Consider the following 13019-nt stretch of genomic DNA (forward strand, 5'->3'; position numbering starts at 1 on the left):
CTGGAGTTACCCCTGTTTCCTGCGCGGTGTAGGCTGAGACGCATGATGACTGCGGCGCGGTTTTCCCCGTCCACGCGGTGTTTTTGCGTCCAGCACTTGGCTTAGGCCAGACTTAAGGTCTGCGACGAGATTTTGAAAGGGAAGAGTGAGCGCTGAATCGCGTGCAACAAGCACAAAATCCGCCTTTTGCGGAATATCATCGGCACCGAGCGCGGCAACGGCTGCCCTGAGCCGCCGCTTGATACGGCTGCGCATGACCGAGTTACCGGTTTTTTTGGTGACTGTATAACCGACGCGCGGTGCGCTGTCGCTATCACGCTGCAGGCCCTGAATAAGGAAAGCGCGCCGACCCAACCGGCCGCCTTTGGCAACCGCGAGGAATTCGGAGCGCTTCTTCAAAGTGTCCATGGCCACTGAAAGGTGTAGGCAGACGCCGCTAGCCGGCGTGCTGACAGGTTGCCTATCAGGCGCTGAGGCTCTTGCGGCCTTTTGCACGACGGCGAGCAAGCACCTGACGGCCGTTTTTCGTGGCCATACGTGCGCGGAATCCGTGGCGGCGCTTGCGGACAAGACGGCTCGGTTGATACGTACGCTTCATTGTTCTTCCCCGCGCGGCTTCAAGCGCGGCCCTTGTTCATTTATAAATTCTTTGGAGGAAGCACTCGAAGCGCTGAAAGCGCACGGCTCTACACAGCCTTGGGTCCGAATGCATGTCCCAGTCGTGCGCGCTTATAAGCTCAGCATAGCTTCAAGTCAACGTTGCACGACAAGAATCTCCGATCGGTCTCTGATCACGCACAGGTGAATGAGCGACACCATGCCGTCACTTATCAGTGAAGCATGGTTCTTTTTAAGAGCTTTAAGGTACATCTGGCACTTAGAAGATTTTGGCGGCACCAAGAACCGCCGGGCTCAAAGAGCAGATTGGAATAAATAAGCTGGGGGTTAAGGCCGACACTATGACAGGGTCGAAGGAAACAGATCAGATCGTCGAAACGGAGGTTGAGGCTTCCTCGTCCGGCAAATGGAAGAAGTGGCTTCCGCTGGGTATTCTTGTTGCCTTGATGGTCGCAGCCTTTTCGCTCGGCCTGCACAAGCAGCTGACATTGTCGAATCTGATCATGCAGCGGCAGGACCTGATCGGCTTCGTCGACCAGAATCTCATCGTCGCGATTCTGGTTTTCGGGTTGGCATATGTCGTTTGCGTTGCACTTTCCTTTCCCGGGGCGTCTTTGCTGACCATCGCCGGAGGCTTCCTCTTTGGCTGGATCACAGGCGGTTTCGTGACCGTTGTCGGCGCAACCCTCGGCGCTTGTGCCGTGTTCCTCGTCGCCCGTTCCTCCTTTGGCGAAGTTCTCACCAAGCGCGCCGGGCCGTTCATATCCCGCCTTGCGGAAGGTTTCCGAAATGAGGCATTCAGCTATCTGCTGTTTCTGCGTCTGACACCGGTCTTTCCGTTCTGGCTTGTTAATATTGCACCGGCCATTTTTCAGATGCGCTTGCCGCCTTATGCGCTGGCAACCTTCTTCGGGATCATTCCCGGAACGTTTGCATTCGCCTTCATCGGGTCGGGCCTCGACAGTGTGATCGAAGCCCAGGAAGCCGCTGATCCCGGCTGCGCATCTGCCGGGACATGCCAGATTGAGATCTCCGCCCTTGTGACGCCTCAATTGCTGGCCGCGTTCTTTGCGCTCGGAATTGCCAGCCTCATTCCCGTCGTCCTGAAAAAAGTCCGCGCGCGCTGACGGCCTCGTCTAGACTTTTCGAATCGCGATCAACTCCCTGAATTGGAGCCCTCCATGGCAAATCTGCTCACCCCGGACATTTGTGTGATCGGAGCCGGGTCCGGTGGGCTTTCGGTCGCGGCTGCGGCTGCCGCGTTCGGTGTCGACGTTGTTCTGATCGAAAAGGGACTGATGGGCGGAGATTGCCTGAACTACGGCTGCGTGCCGTCCAAGGCCCTGCTTGCGGCCGCCAAGACTGCCGCAATTACGCGGCGCGGCGAGGCGTTCGGCATTCATTCAAAAGGCCAGGATATCGATTTTGCGGCCGCGAACGATCACGTTCGCAGCGTTATCGCGGCGATTGAGCCGCATGACTCCCAGGAACGTTTCGAAGGCCTTGGCGTGACGGTCTTGCGGGAGACCGCCAAATTCACCGGGCCAGACACCGTTCGCGCCGGAGACACGGACATCAAGGCACGCCGGTTTGTGGTCGCAACGGGGTCGACCGCTTTCGTTCCGCCGATCCCGGGCCTCGATCAGGTGCCCTACCTGACCAACGAAACTCTGTTTCAGCTGCGCGAGCGTCCCGACCATCTGGCGATTATCGGTGCCGGCCCGATCGGCCTGGAGATGGCGCAGGCGCATCGCCGTTTGGGCGCAAGAGTCACTGTCTTCGAAGCGGCGAGGGCGCTCGCGAAAGACGACGCTGAGCTTGGCGCAGTGGTTCTGGACGCCTTGAAGAACGAAGGCATCGATATCCTTGAGGAGACCGCCGTCGAAAAGATCGAAAAGTCGGAGACGGGAATGACGCTGTCTGCGCGGGGCGGCGACGGGAAGCCGGTCAAGGTCGATGCCAGTCATGTCCTTGTTGCGACCGGCAGAGCTCCTAACGTGGAGGACCTCGGACTTGACGCCGCCGGGATCAAGTATGACCGCCAGGGCATTAAGGTGGACAAGGGACTGCGAACCAGCAACCGCAAGATTTACGCAATTGGCGATGTCGCCGGCGGGCTGCAATTCACCCATGTCGCGGGCTATCAGGCCGGCCTTGTCATCCGATCGATCCTGTTCCGCATGCCGATCAAGATGGACAATACCTATGTGCCCTGGGTCACCTTCACCTCACCGGAACTCGCCCATATCGGCTTGACGGAGGCCGAGGCCAGAAGCCGTCATGGCAACAAGGTCAAGGTGTTGAGCGCGACCTATCGCGGCAACGACCGGGCACAGGCCGAAGGACTGACGGAGGGGCGCCTGAAACTGATCGCCGGTCCGCGGGGACGGTTGCTCGGAGCCGATATCGTCGGTGCCCAGGCCGGCGAGATCCTCAATCTTCTTTCGCTGGCAATGTCGAAAAAAATGACCATGAAAGACCTTGCCGGTTTCATAGCACCATACCCGACCCTGGGTGAACTGGTGCGGCGTGCGGCAATTTCGTACTATGCGGACGCACCAAATAATGTTTGGCTTCGCCGCATTCTCGGCATTTTGCGCAGGTTTGGATAAGATATTGCTGCAATTGCCGTGAACACCGGCGATTTTTTGGACGAACGGATATGAAGCATGAGGGTGCGCCGGAAGGCGCAGCAGTCCCGACACAGGACAAGGATGGCCGTCCGGGACCGGGCGACCAGCCGCTTGACCGCAGTGACCGGCGCCGTCTTGGCGGCCTGTCCGGCAAGCTACTGCTGCTGACCGTTGTCTTTGTGATGCTGTCGGAAGTGTTCATTTATGTTCCGTCGATCGCCAACTACCGCAACACCTGGCTGATGGACCGCCTGACCACCGCCGGTGTGGCCGCATCGGTCCTTGCGGAAACCAGTACCATTGCCCCGAGGCTCCAGGAACAGCTCCTCAACACCACCGGAGCCCTGGCCATTTCGCTTGATCAGGGCACACGGCGAAGCCTGATTGCCATGAATGATGTGCCCGGCGAAGTTGATTTCGTTGTCGACATGGCCAAGGTCAATCCGTTGACGTCAATTATAGGCAGCTTCCAGATACTGACCTATCGCGGCGATGGCGCGATGCGCGTGGTCGGCCTCGGTCAGATGGGCCATACCGAGCGCGTTGATGTTGTCCTGCCGGTGAGCCTGTTGCAACAGGATATGCTTGCTTTTTCGGGGCGTATCCTGGCGCTGTCCCTCGTGATTTCGATCATCACCGCAAGCCTTGTCTATATCACGCTGCGCGCTCTTTTCATTCGCCCGCTTCGGCGACTGACCCGGTCTATGGAACGCTTTGCCGAAAATCCAGAAGACACGTCCAGGATCATCGCGGTGTCCGGCCGCAAGGACGAACTCGGGGATGCAGAGATCCGCCTGGCGGCCATGGAAGAAGCCCTTTCAAGAGCGCTCCACCAAAAGCAAAGACTGGCCGATCTGGGGCTGGCGGTCTCCAAGATCAACCATGACCTGCGCAACCTGCTTGCGTCGGCACAACTGTTTCTCGAGCGCCTGGAACATGTTCCGGACCCGACCGTAAGCCGACTGGCGCCGAAGATCCTGGCAACGCTTGACCGGGCCGTCGGCTACACCCAGGCGGTCATGTCCTATGGCAAGGCGCAGGAGCGGCCGCCGCAACGCCGGCTTCTCGCCCTTCAGCGCGTCGGTGACGATGTGGCCGATGTGCTCGGGCTCGTCGACCATGAGACGGTTGCCTTCGAAAACAAGGTTATGGAGCATATCGAGATTGATGCCGATCCCGAACAGATCTTCAGGGTTCTGCTCAACCTTGTAAGGAACGCCCTGCAAGCGCTGGAGGCCGAAAAGGACGAAACGCTCGTGCGTCGGATCACCATGGACGCAGTGAGGGAGGGCGACTGCGTTCACGTCATGATCTCCGACACCGGTCCGGGGATCCCGAACAACATCAAGAAGGCGCTCTTCAAGGCATTCCACAGTGGCTCGAAGAAGGGCGGTGTCGGGCTCGGTCTTGCCATTGTCGCAGAGCTTTTGAAGGCGCATGGCGGGACCATTCATCTCGATGAAACCAAACCGGGTGCCTGCTTTAAGCTGAAGGTTCCGGATCGCCCTGCATGACGCCACGGTGATACATCAGTGAACCGGGCATTCGCGTTAAACTCAGGCTTTTCCGGCAGTTATGGAATTGTGTGACAGTTCCTTGAAAAAAAGTTCAAAAAGGCGCTTGCATTCGCTGCCGGACCGCAGTACGTAAGCGCCCTGTCCGGGGCACACATCGCCTCGCAGAGCCTAGACGGTTGTCCACTATGCCACTCATCAGGATAACCCGGTCTTCGCGCCCATAAGCACCGGTAGCTCAGCTGGATAGAGCACCAGACTACGAATCTGGGGGTCGGGGGTTCGAATCCTCCCCGGTGCGCCATTTCTCAACACCTTAAGCTTTCGCAGTCCGCTGTTTCAGGGTCTCAAAGGTTCTTTCGCACAGCGATATTTCATGCATCGGCAATTTCCCGCCCTGCTTTAAATTCCTTCAACCAGTTCCGAAAGAAGGCTTCGGCCTGCAAAAGGTTCTTAAGGGCTTGCTCCGAAAGTCCCTCATGCACTTCACCATAGGCATGACCGGAAATTCCGAGCAAATAAGCCCGTGGTGATGTGCCGTAGAGCGTTTTACAAAGCGCCAGCACAGTTTCCGGGACAAAGCTGTGGCTTCCGAGATACTCAGGCGACGCAGAGGTAATCTCCTTGAAGGAAAACGCCTCTTCACCACCTATCTCCGCATCCACAAACACGACGAGATCATGACCGGACATGGCGAGTGCATGCTCGGCCACAAGTTGATAATCGGTATCAACTTCCAGGCCGGGCAGTGCGCATGCGGCCATGCGTTCTGAGAATGCCGGACCCAATCCGTCATCTCCGCGCCCCGGATTTCCGTAACCGATCAAAAGCATCTCGTCAGAACCTCAAAGACCATTCGCTGCACACCGTGTTGTGCGTCCCGAAATTCATATCGACTGTGTCCTGTGGTCGATCAAACCACCCGATGCATCAAACAACTCTACCTTCAGAGGCATCTGGCCAAGGGCATGGGTAGCGCAGGACAGGCACGGATCGTAGGCCCGGATCGCCACTTCGACATGGTTGAGCATGCCTTCGGTAATCTGCGCGTGACCGGAAAGATGCTTGACCGCGACGTCTTTCACGGCCCGGTTCATGCCTTCATTGTTATGGGTCGTGGAAACGATCAGATTGCAATAGGTCACCTGGTCATGCTCATCGACCCTATAGTGGTGAATGAGATTTCCGCGCGGTGCTTCGATCACGCCAATCCCCTCTTCGCGGCGCTCCCCCGTCACAATCAGGTCAGTACCTTGAAGATCCGGATCGCTGAGCAGCTCTTTTACCTTTTCGACGCAGTGAAGCACCTCGATCATGCGGGCCCAATGATTTGCAAGCGTTGAATTGTTGGGCGCTCCCCCTGTCACCTTTTTCAAGTCCTGGTGCGCGTCATTCGCAAGCGGGGTGTCGATGAAACTTGCCGTGTTCATCCGGGCCAACGGCCCGACCCGGTACCAGCCGGCATCCGGTCCGAGTTCGGTAAGGAAGGGAAACTTCATGTAGGACCAAGAGCGGACATCCTCGACGATCAGCTCATGATATTTTTCATAGGGCATCTGGTCGAAGATCAGATCCCCTGTGGAACTCAGCGCCCTCAGATTGCCATGATAGAGATCGAGCGCACCATCGCTTTCACGCACCAGCGACAGATAGTTGGAGGGGAAGGAGCCGAATTCGGCGACCAGTTCCTCATGTTCCAACGTGTAGTCGCGGGCAAGCTTCACGGCATCCTGCGCCCATTCGATCATCTCATCGACCGAGCTTAAAAAGTGGTCCCGCCGCTCGAGCGGCAGGTTCCTGTTGATACCGCCTGGGATGGCTCCCGTGCCGTGGATCTTCTTGCCGGCCGTCGCCTCGATAATCTCCTGGCCATACTTGCGCATCAGGACCGCCCGTTTGCCAAGTTCGGGCTTTTCCTTGATCACCTCGAAAATGTTTCGTTTTTCGGCCGGCGCGCCGAAGCCGAAGAGCAGATCGGGCGCGGCAAGGTGAAAGAAATGCAGGACATGGCTCTGCATCACCTGGCCGTAATGCATAAGCCGCCGCATCTTTTCCGCGGTTGGCGTTAGCTGGTCCACGCCTGCAATCATGTCCATGGCCTTCGCTGCCGCCAGATGGTGGCTGACAGGACAGATGCCGCACAGGCGCTGAACGATCACCGGAACTTCCCACATCAAACGACCATGGATGAATCGCTCGAAACCGCGGAATTCGACGATGTGCAATCTTGCTTCCTCGACCCGGTTCTCCGCGTCAAGGTGAATGGTGACCTTGCCGTGCCCTTCAACCCGGGTCACTGGCGAGATTTCAATCATTCTGGGATCAGCCATCTTGATCTTTTCCCTAGTCGAACCTGATCATCTCACGCTCAAAACCGCGAAACTTGCCGGTCAGCAATTTGGAAAGCGTGTCGAATATGATGTCGCCGCCCGGCGCGCAGCCCGGAATCTGGTAATCGATCTCGACCACTTGCGAGCACGGATAGACCTCGTCAAGCAAAAGCGGCAGTGCCGGATCATTCGGAACATTGTGGGTTGTGTTGCGAATGTAACGACCGGTGACAAAGGCCTCGTCCAGGCATTCACGCAGCGGCGCATCTGAATGCATGATCGCATTGCGCATGGCCGGCAACCCACCCATGATCGCGCATTGTCCGAGGGCGATCAGAACATCGCAATTGCGCCGAAAGTCATGCAGCACGTGCACGTTTTCCTCGTTGCAGCACCCGCCCTCGATGATGCCGATGTCACACCGTTGGGTGAAGCGCTTCTTGTCCGTCAGCGGCGAACGGTCGACATCGACAAGCTTCATCAGTTCGAGCAGGCGTTCATCGATATCCAGGATCGCCATGTGACAGCCGAAACATCCTGCCAGGGACGCCGTGGCAATGCGGGCCTTCGGCAACTCGCTCATTTGCGCTTCTCCTCGATTTCCTGACCGATCAACCCCTGGTCAAACTCCCGCTCCCCGATCGGCGTGACAAAGCCGACGCGTTTGCGGATGATGCAGCCGACCGGGCATACCTCCTGCGAAATGGCATGATCTGTCACTTCGGCATCCGTCTCGGCGAGGTTCTCACCATTGACGGCAACTCGTCGGTGAATGCCGCGGCCGACATATCCGAAGACCCCCTTGCCATCGACATCCTGGGAAGCCCGGATGCAGCGGCCGCAACTGATGCAGCGGTTGGTGTCGAGCGCGATATCGGGATGAGAAGCATCAAGCGGGCGGCAGGGCTCAAGATAGGGAAAACGTGTTGTCTCCGTCATGTCGAGCCGGTAGGCCATTGCCTGCAATTCGCAATTGCCACTGGCTTCGCAGATCGGACACAGGTGATTGCCTTCATGAAAAAGCATCTCGACAAGATCGCGCCGCATCTTGTTCAAATGCTTGGTCTCGTTCTCGACCGCCTGGCCCGGCGCCGCGGGCTGCGTGCAGGCGGCAACGCTGCGCCCGCCTGCCTTGACGGTGCATACCCGGCAGCTTCCCTGGTGGCGCAATCCCTGGTGATCGCAAAGACGCGGAATGTAGACTCCCGCCTCATCGGCGGCTTCCATGATCGTCTGACCCGCATAAGCCGTGACTTCCACCCCATCGATGGTGAAGGAGAAGCCGGTTTCCCTCCTGGTTCCGCTCATTGGGTGAAATCCCTATCGAAGATGTAGGAACGGCGCTTGGCAATCTTGCGGGCACCATCGATGGCTGACTGAATGTCGAACGTATCGCGTATACCGTCCTTGCTCGGCTTGGTTACCGCCGAATAGACCAACGGGAAATTCTGCAAGGTGGTCAGCACTGGATTGGGCGAGGTCATGCCGAGACCGCAACGGCTGGTCTCGATGATCGTACCGGACAGATCTTTCAGGTATTCAACGTCCTCGGGATTGGCCAATCCTTTGCGAAACTTCTGAATTGCCTTTTGCAGGAACACATTGCCAACACGGCAAGGCGTGCAATAGCCGCAGCTCTCGTGCACAAAGAACGACATGTAATATTCGACGATCTCGAGAATGTTGCGCTCACCGTTGAATACGATGACCGCGCCGCCCGTCGCCAAATCGTCGAATGTGAGTTTGCGATGAAAACTGTCCCGCGCGATCATTGTTCCGCTCGGTCCGCCCACCTGTACGGCGGCTGCATCCTCGCCGCCAACCCGCTCCAGAATTTCCCAGACCGTGTGTCCGTAGGGGAGTTCGTAAATGCCGGGGTTCAGGCAGTCACCACAGATCGAAAAGAGCTTGGTTCCGTGAGAGCCTTCTGTCCCCATGTCGTGAAACCACTTCGCACCCCGATCCAGGATCCGAGCCGCATGGCAAAAGGTCTCGACATTGTTGACAACTGTCGGATAACCGAGGTAGCCGCGATTGACAGGGAACGGCGGCCGCGTTTTCGGCTCGCCGGGGAGACCTTCACAGGAACTGATAAGCGCGCCTTCCTCACCACAGATATAGGCCCCGGCTCCAAGCTGCAGCCGGACGTCAAAATTGAAGCCCTTGACGCCAAGGATGTTCTCGCCAAGGAGACCCCGGCGTCTTCTCTCCTCAAGAACCTGCTGCAGAAGGTCTCGCAGATAGACATACTCACCGCGCAGATAAAGAATGCCCTCTCTTGCGCCGACTGCCCGAGCAGCGATGGACATGCCTTCGATCACAAGATGCGGACGTTCCGTCAGCAGCACCCGGTCCTTGAACGTTCCCGGTTCGCCTTCATCCGCATTGCAGATCACGAAGTGCTTCTCGGCCCTTTCGCTGGCGGCAAAGCGCCATTTCCTGCCTGTGGTAAAGCCGGCGCCGCCGCATCCCCGCAGGCCGCTCTCCTCAATTGCGGTGATGATCTGGGTAGGGGTCATGCCAACTGCATGGTTCAGCCCGGCATCATCCGGTACCGGACCAAGCAGAACTTCACCGGCGTGGCGGATATTGTTATCCACCATACGGAGCGCCCGATCATGCGGCGTCAAGACCTCGAATCGATCGCTCACCAGATGTTCCGGCGATTGACCTGCCTTGAGAGCTTCCGCAAATGAGCGGGCACTTTCGCTGGTGAGCCTGGTTAGCACCACATCATTGACCATGGCCGCCGGAGCCTGGTCGCACATGCCGATGCAGGGCGTGTATTCCAGTGAATATGCGCCATCGGAGGATGTCTCGCCAACCTCAATACCAAGAACATCTTCAAAAGCCTTGGTGACCTCTTCGAGCCCGGAGTAACGGTCCACAATATCGTCGCACAGCCGGATGCTGATGCGCCCGCGTGGTGTCAGCGACAGGAACGAATAGAAACTCGCAACGCCTTCCACCTCGATCCGCGTCAACCCGGTCGATGCCGCAATCTTTTCCATTGTCGAGGGCGCGATACAGCGATAACGGTCCTGAACTTCGCGCAGAATATCAAGCATGCGGTGCTTGTCGTTGCCGTAGGTTTTGCAGATCCCGGCAATCTCGGCATCAGGTACATAGGGCACCTCACAGACAGTAGCTGAACTTCCGCCGGACTTTCTGCGACCGTATTCCATTGCGCATCCGATCCCTCATTCACGAAGCGGTGCGAAACCGCGGCAAACCATTTTGAGCGGGATAGGCGCAAATCCGCAATCGGAAGTTGCTTACCGGCGCACAAAATTTACTGATGATTGAAACTCTCAAAGACGGCGAGGCGTGTCCTTGAGCCACATCAACATGCCTGAAATCAGGGCTGTTTTCCCGCACTGCGGAGGGCGTTGCCAGTTTTGATATTCTTTGCCGTGGCAATGACCGCTCGGCCAAAAGCCGCTCCACCATCATTGGCGGGAACAATATGTGGGTTCAAGACGTTGTACCCACCGGCTGTTAGCCGAGCCGTCACGCTGTTGCGCAGGATGCCATTTTGTAAGACCTCGCCGGAAAGCAAGTCCGTTTCGCCGGCGAAGTTCTTCCCCACGGTCCTGCTGGTCCGCCAATGCTTCCAGTTACGCTTTTCTAATGTGGCTATATTTGAGGGTGATGTTAGAGCGCATGATTATATCGGCCCCAACTCATCCCGTGGCAATGAGGCGAATGGATTTGAAACTTGGAAAGCAACCCAGGGCGATCCATGCGTAGACACTGTTGTGGTGCACGAGAAGTCATCAACGGAAACTTTTGGGATAAATTGGCAGCGAAAGATCGCTGCCACCTTTGCCTGCTCGCAGACCGAAAAAGGCCCGAACCCCAAGAAAGCAGCCTCCGGATCAAGTCCGGGCCCTGATGCTGTCCAGGTGTTCAAGGAATTGCCTGTTTTCTTCTGGTTGTCCCACAGTCACTCTGATGAACCTGTCGAAACCCGCCTGCTTCCAGGGTTTGACCAATGTGCCCAGGCGCATCAGGGCATCCGCCGCCTCAGCCGAGGGCATTTCTGTTTCGAAGAATATGAAGTTTGCTTGGGTTGGTGCGACCCGTAGCCCGCGTTCCATCAACGACGCTTTGACCTTGTCGCGTTCTGCGGCAATCGCGGCGGCGCTTGTCTTCATGTGGGCTTCGTTGCCCAATGCGAGCAAGGCAGCGTTCTGGGCGGGCGCGTTTGTGTTGAAGGGTGTCCTGGTCAGGTCCAGGGCGGCTGCCAGGGCGGGGGAACTGCATACGCCATAGCCTATTCTGAGGCCGGCAAGCCCCCAGGCCTTGGAAAATGTCCTGAGAACGATCCAGTGCCCCTTACCGGGTGCCAGAAGGTCAAGTCCACCGCAGTAGTCCCCGCTCAGGGCAAATTCGAAATAGGCCTCGTCCAGCACAAGCAGCGTATCCGGATGCCGGGCGTCCAGCACCGCCAGTAGCTCGTCGCGGGACATCCAGCACCCGGCTGGATTGACGGGATGTGAAAAGATCAGCAGCTTTGCGGGTTTGCTGGCGGCCTCAGCCAATTTGTCTACGTCGATGGTCAGGTCTTCGGTGAGCGCCACGCGTTCGATGCCTGCACCCATGAGAACAGCGTAGTCTTCATGAAGCGGGAAGGACGGGTAAAGCGTTATCACCCTGTCGCCCGGCTCGATCACGCTGCGAAAAATGATCGATAGCAGTTCCTCAGAACCATTGCCAAAGACGAGCCGGTCCGCGTCAGCATCGAGATACGATGCGAGCTCTGTTCGCAGGTCGGATGCCTCGCTTGATGGATATATGTGCAAATCATTCTGCTGATTGCGGATATACTTAAGGACCTCTGGTGCAGGTCCAAAAGGGTTCTCGTTCGACGCCAGGCGGTTTACTTCCGCAAGCCCGCAAAGCCGCCGGACCGCCGCGACGGACAAGCCCGAATTGTAGGGTTCAAGCTGTTTGAGACTTGGCCTGATTATCTTGTCCAGATCGGTCATCGCGGGCTCGTGCCAGACGGGGAACAGTTGATTTTAAAGCGTCTATGTATATACATAATAGCATAAGCTTGGAGGAAGCAAGACTATGGCACCGGCAAACTTCGATCTGACGGGAAAACGTGCGCTGGTAACAGGTGCAAGCCGGGGCCTTGGGCAGGCGATGGCAGTGGGTTTGGCGGAGGCCGGGGCTACCGTCGCGATCACATCCAGATCCCTGGAGGCTCTTGAAGAGACGCGATCGCTCGTGGAGACGGCGGGGGGAACCGCGCACAAAATGCAGCTGGACGTTCAGGATGTTCCTGCGATGAAATCAGCAGTGGCCGGATTTGTGAGGGACGCAGGACGGTTCGACATTCTCATCAACAATGCCGGTTACGAAGAGGTCTGCCCGTCCCTCGATGTCGATGAGGAGCTCTGGGACCGGATCAACGCCATCAACCTGAAAGGCGCTTTTTTCTGCGCCCAGGAGACAGCGCGACACATGGTTGAAAGCGGTGGCGGTGCTATCATCAATGTCTGTTCTCTCACCTCGTATGTCGGTGTGCCAACCGCAGTGCCCTATACGTCCTCCAAGTCGGGTCTGCTCGGGATGACCCGGGCCCTGTCGGCGGAATGGGCGCCGCACAGGGTACGTGTCAATGCAATTGCGCCGGGCTACTTTCGAACGGAGCTGACAGACGTGTTCTATCTGGATGACGCCTGGAAGGCCGCGATGCTTGCAAAGATACCACTTGGGGCGTTTGGCGACGCTCAGGACCTCAAGGGTGCAGTGGTGTTCTTGGCCAGCGATGCCTCTCGATACATCACAGGTCAATGCCTGGGGATCGACGGAGGTTATCTTGCCGCAATCTGACTTACCGAGAGAGGGCCTTGCGGGATGCATTCCAGAAAGGACCCACGCGCCTTGACAAGAATTCGCAATTTCGATTTCAT

General features: G+C 57.5%; 13 protein-coding genes and 1 tRNA gene. 5 read left to right on the top strand and 9 right to left on the bottom strand.

Going from position 1 to position 13019, the window contains the following annotated elements; all coding sequences use genetic code 11:
* Nucleotides 1-6: 6 nt before the first annotated feature.
* Nucleotides 7-408: a ribonuclease P protein component gene (gene rnpA, locus ABVF61_RS15580; RefSeq protein ID WP_353994455.1), complete on the bottom strand. Its 402-nt coding sequence runs from the start codon at nucleotides 406-408 to the stop codon at nucleotides 7-9.
* Between the two features lie 55 nt (nucleotides 409-463).
* Nucleotides 464-598 (bottom strand): 50S ribosomal protein L34, encoded by a 135-nt coding sequence (gene rpmH, locus ABVF61_RS15585; RefSeq protein ID WP_006934271.1) that lies wholly within the window; start codon nucleotides 596-598, stop codon nucleotides 464-466.
* 361 nt (nucleotides 599-959) lie between these two features.
* Between rpmH and ABVF61_RS15590 the strand changes: the two genes are divergently transcribed.
* The 4 genes from ABVF61_RS15590 to ABVF61_RS15605 all read left to right on the top strand — a co-directional run bounded on the left by ABVF61_RS15590 (nucleotide 960) and on the right by ABVF61_RS15605 (nucleotide 5069).
* Complete coding sequence (locus ABVF61_RS15590) at nucleotides 960-1745, top strand: TVP38/TMEM64 family protein (protein ID WP_353994456.1); 786 nt, start codon at nucleotides 960-962, stop codon at nucleotides 1743-1745.
* A 54-nt stretch (nucleotides 1746-1799) separates the two neighbouring features.
* On the top strand, nucleotides 1800-3230 hold the full coding sequence (locus ABVF61_RS15595) for a dihydrolipoyl dehydrogenase family protein (protein WP_353994457.1): 1431 nt from the start codon (nucleotides 1800-1802) through the stop codon (nucleotides 3228-3230).
* Between the two features lie 50 nt (nucleotides 3231-3280).
* Entirely contained in the window at nucleotides 3281-4765 is a 1485-nt protein-coding gene (locus ABVF61_RS15600; RefSeq protein WP_353994458.1) for a sensor histidine kinase, read from the top strand.
* 227 nt (nucleotides 4766-4992) lie between these two features.
* Nucleotides 4993-5069, top strand: a tRNA-Arg gene (locus tag ABVF61_RS15605).
* Nucleotides 5070-5139: 70 nt separating this feature from the next.
* Here ABVF61_RS15605 and ABVF61_RS15610 read toward each other — a convergent pair.
* The 7 genes from ABVF61_RS15610 to hisC all read right to left on the bottom strand — a co-directional run bounded on the left by ABVF61_RS15610 (nucleotide 5140) and on the right by hisC (nucleotide 12086).
* The gene (locus ABVF61_RS15610; RefSeq protein ID WP_353994459.1) at nucleotides 5140-5598 is read right to left on the bottom strand and encodes a hydrogenase maturation protease; all 459 of its coding nucleotides are present in this window, start codon (nucleotides 5596-5598) and stop codon (nucleotides 5140-5142) included.
* A gap of 54 nt (nucleotides 5599-5652) precedes the next feature.
* Nucleotides 5653-7095: a Ni/Fe hydrogenase subunit alpha gene (locus tag ABVF61_RS15615; RefSeq protein WP_353994460.1), complete on the bottom strand. Its 1443-nt coding sequence runs from the start codon at nucleotides 7093-7095 to the stop codon at nucleotides 5653-5655.
* Nucleotides 7096-7108: 13 nt separating this feature from the next.
* Complete coding sequence (locus tag ABVF61_RS15620; RefSeq protein WP_353994461.1) at nucleotides 7109-7678, bottom strand: NADH-quinone oxidoreductase subunit B family protein; 570 nt, start codon at nucleotides 7676-7678, stop codon at nucleotides 7109-7111.
* The gene (locus ABVF61_RS15625) at nucleotides 7675-8403 is read right to left on the bottom strand and encodes a 2Fe-2S iron-sulfur cluster-binding protein (RefSeq protein WP_353994462.1); all 729 of its coding nucleotides are present in this window, start codon (nucleotides 8401-8403) and stop codon (nucleotides 7675-7677) included. Before ABVF61_RS15625 ends, ABVF61_RS15620 begins: the two co-directional genes overlap by 4 nt.
* Nucleotides 8400-10280, bottom strand: coding sequence for an NAD(P)H-dependent oxidoreductase subunit E (locus ABVF61_RS15630; protein WP_353994463.1), 1881 nt, complete (start codon nucleotides 10278-10280; stop codon nucleotides 8400-8402). Before ABVF61_RS15630 ends, ABVF61_RS15625 begins: the two co-directional genes overlap by 4 nt.
* A gap of 173 nt (nucleotides 10281-10453) precedes the next feature.
* On the bottom strand, nucleotides 10454-10684 hold the full coding sequence (locus ABVF61_RS15635; RefSeq protein ID WP_353994464.1) for a Kae1-like domain-containing protein: 231 nt from the start codon (nucleotides 10682-10684) through the stop codon (nucleotides 10454-10456).
* Nucleotides 10685-10973: 289 nt separating this feature from the next.
* Entirely contained in the window at nucleotides 10974-12086 is a 1113-nt protein-coding gene (hisC, locus tag ABVF61_RS15640; protein WP_353994465.1) for a histidinol-phosphate transaminase, read from the bottom strand.
* Nucleotides 12087-12171: 85 nt separating this feature from the next.
* Between hisC and ABVF61_RS15645 the strand changes: the two genes are divergently transcribed.
* Nucleotides 12172-12939, top strand: a complete 768-nt coding sequence (locus ABVF61_RS15645) for a glucose 1-dehydrogenase (protein ID WP_353994466.1) — start codon at nucleotides 12172-12174, stop codon at nucleotides 12937-12939.
* Nucleotides 12940-13019: the final 80 nt, after the last annotated feature.

Origin of the sequence: Roseibium sp. HPY-6, from assembly GCF_040530035.1 — a bacterium.
Classification (GTDB): Bacteria; Pseudomonadota; Alphaproteobacteria; order Rhizobiales; family Stappiaceae; genus Roseibium.

Bases quoted from the DNA above. Each gene is read 5' to 3' on its own strand.
- ABVF61_RS15645 (WP_353994466.1), top strand. From the start codon at position 12,172: ATGGCACCGGCAAACTTCGATCTGACGGGAAAACGTGCGCTGGTAACA.
- ABVF61_RS15625 (WP_353994462.1), bottom strand. From the start codon at position 8,403: ATGAGCGGAACCAGGAGGGAAACCGGCTTCTCCTTCACCATCGATGGG.
- ABVF61_RS15610 (WP_353994459.1), bottom strand. From the start codon at position 5,598: ATGCTTTTGATCGGTTACGGAAATCCGGGGCGCGGAGATGACGGATTG.
- hisC (WP_353994465.1), bottom strand. From the start codon at position 12,086: ATGACCGATCTGGACAAGATAATCAGGCCAAGTCTCAAACAGCTTGAA.
- ABVF61_RS15590 (WP_353994456.1), top strand. From the start codon at position 960: ATGACAGGGTCGAAGGAAACAGATCAGATCGTCGAAACGGAGGTTGAG.
- ABVF61_RS15615 (WP_353994460.1), bottom strand. From the start codon at position 7,095: ATGGCTGATCCCAGAATGATTGAAATCTCGCCAGTGACCCGGGTTGAA.
- rnpA (WP_353994455.1), bottom strand. From the start codon at position 408: ATGGACACTTTGAAGAAGCGCTCCGAATTCCTCGCGGTTGCCAAAGGC.
- ABVF61_RS15595 (WP_353994457.1), top strand. From the start codon at position 1,800: ATGGCAAATCTGCTCACCCCGGACATTTGTGTGATCGGAGCCGGGTCC.
- ABVF61_RS15620 (WP_353994461.1), bottom strand. From the start codon at position 7,678: ATGAGCGAGTTGCCGAAGGCCCGCATTGCCACGGCGTCCCTGGCAGGA.
- rpmH (WP_006934271.1), bottom strand. From the start codon at position 598: ATGAAGCGTACGTATCAACCGAGCCGTCTTGTCCGCAAGCGCCGCCAC.
- ABVF61_RS15630 (WP_353994463.1), bottom strand. From the start codon at position 10,280: ATGGAATACGGTCGCAGAAAGTCCGGCGGAAGTTCAGCTACTGTCTGT.
- ABVF61_RS15600 (WP_353994458.1), top strand. From the start codon at position 3,281: ATGAAGCATGAGGGTGCGCCGGAAGGCGCAGCAGTCCCGACACAGGAC.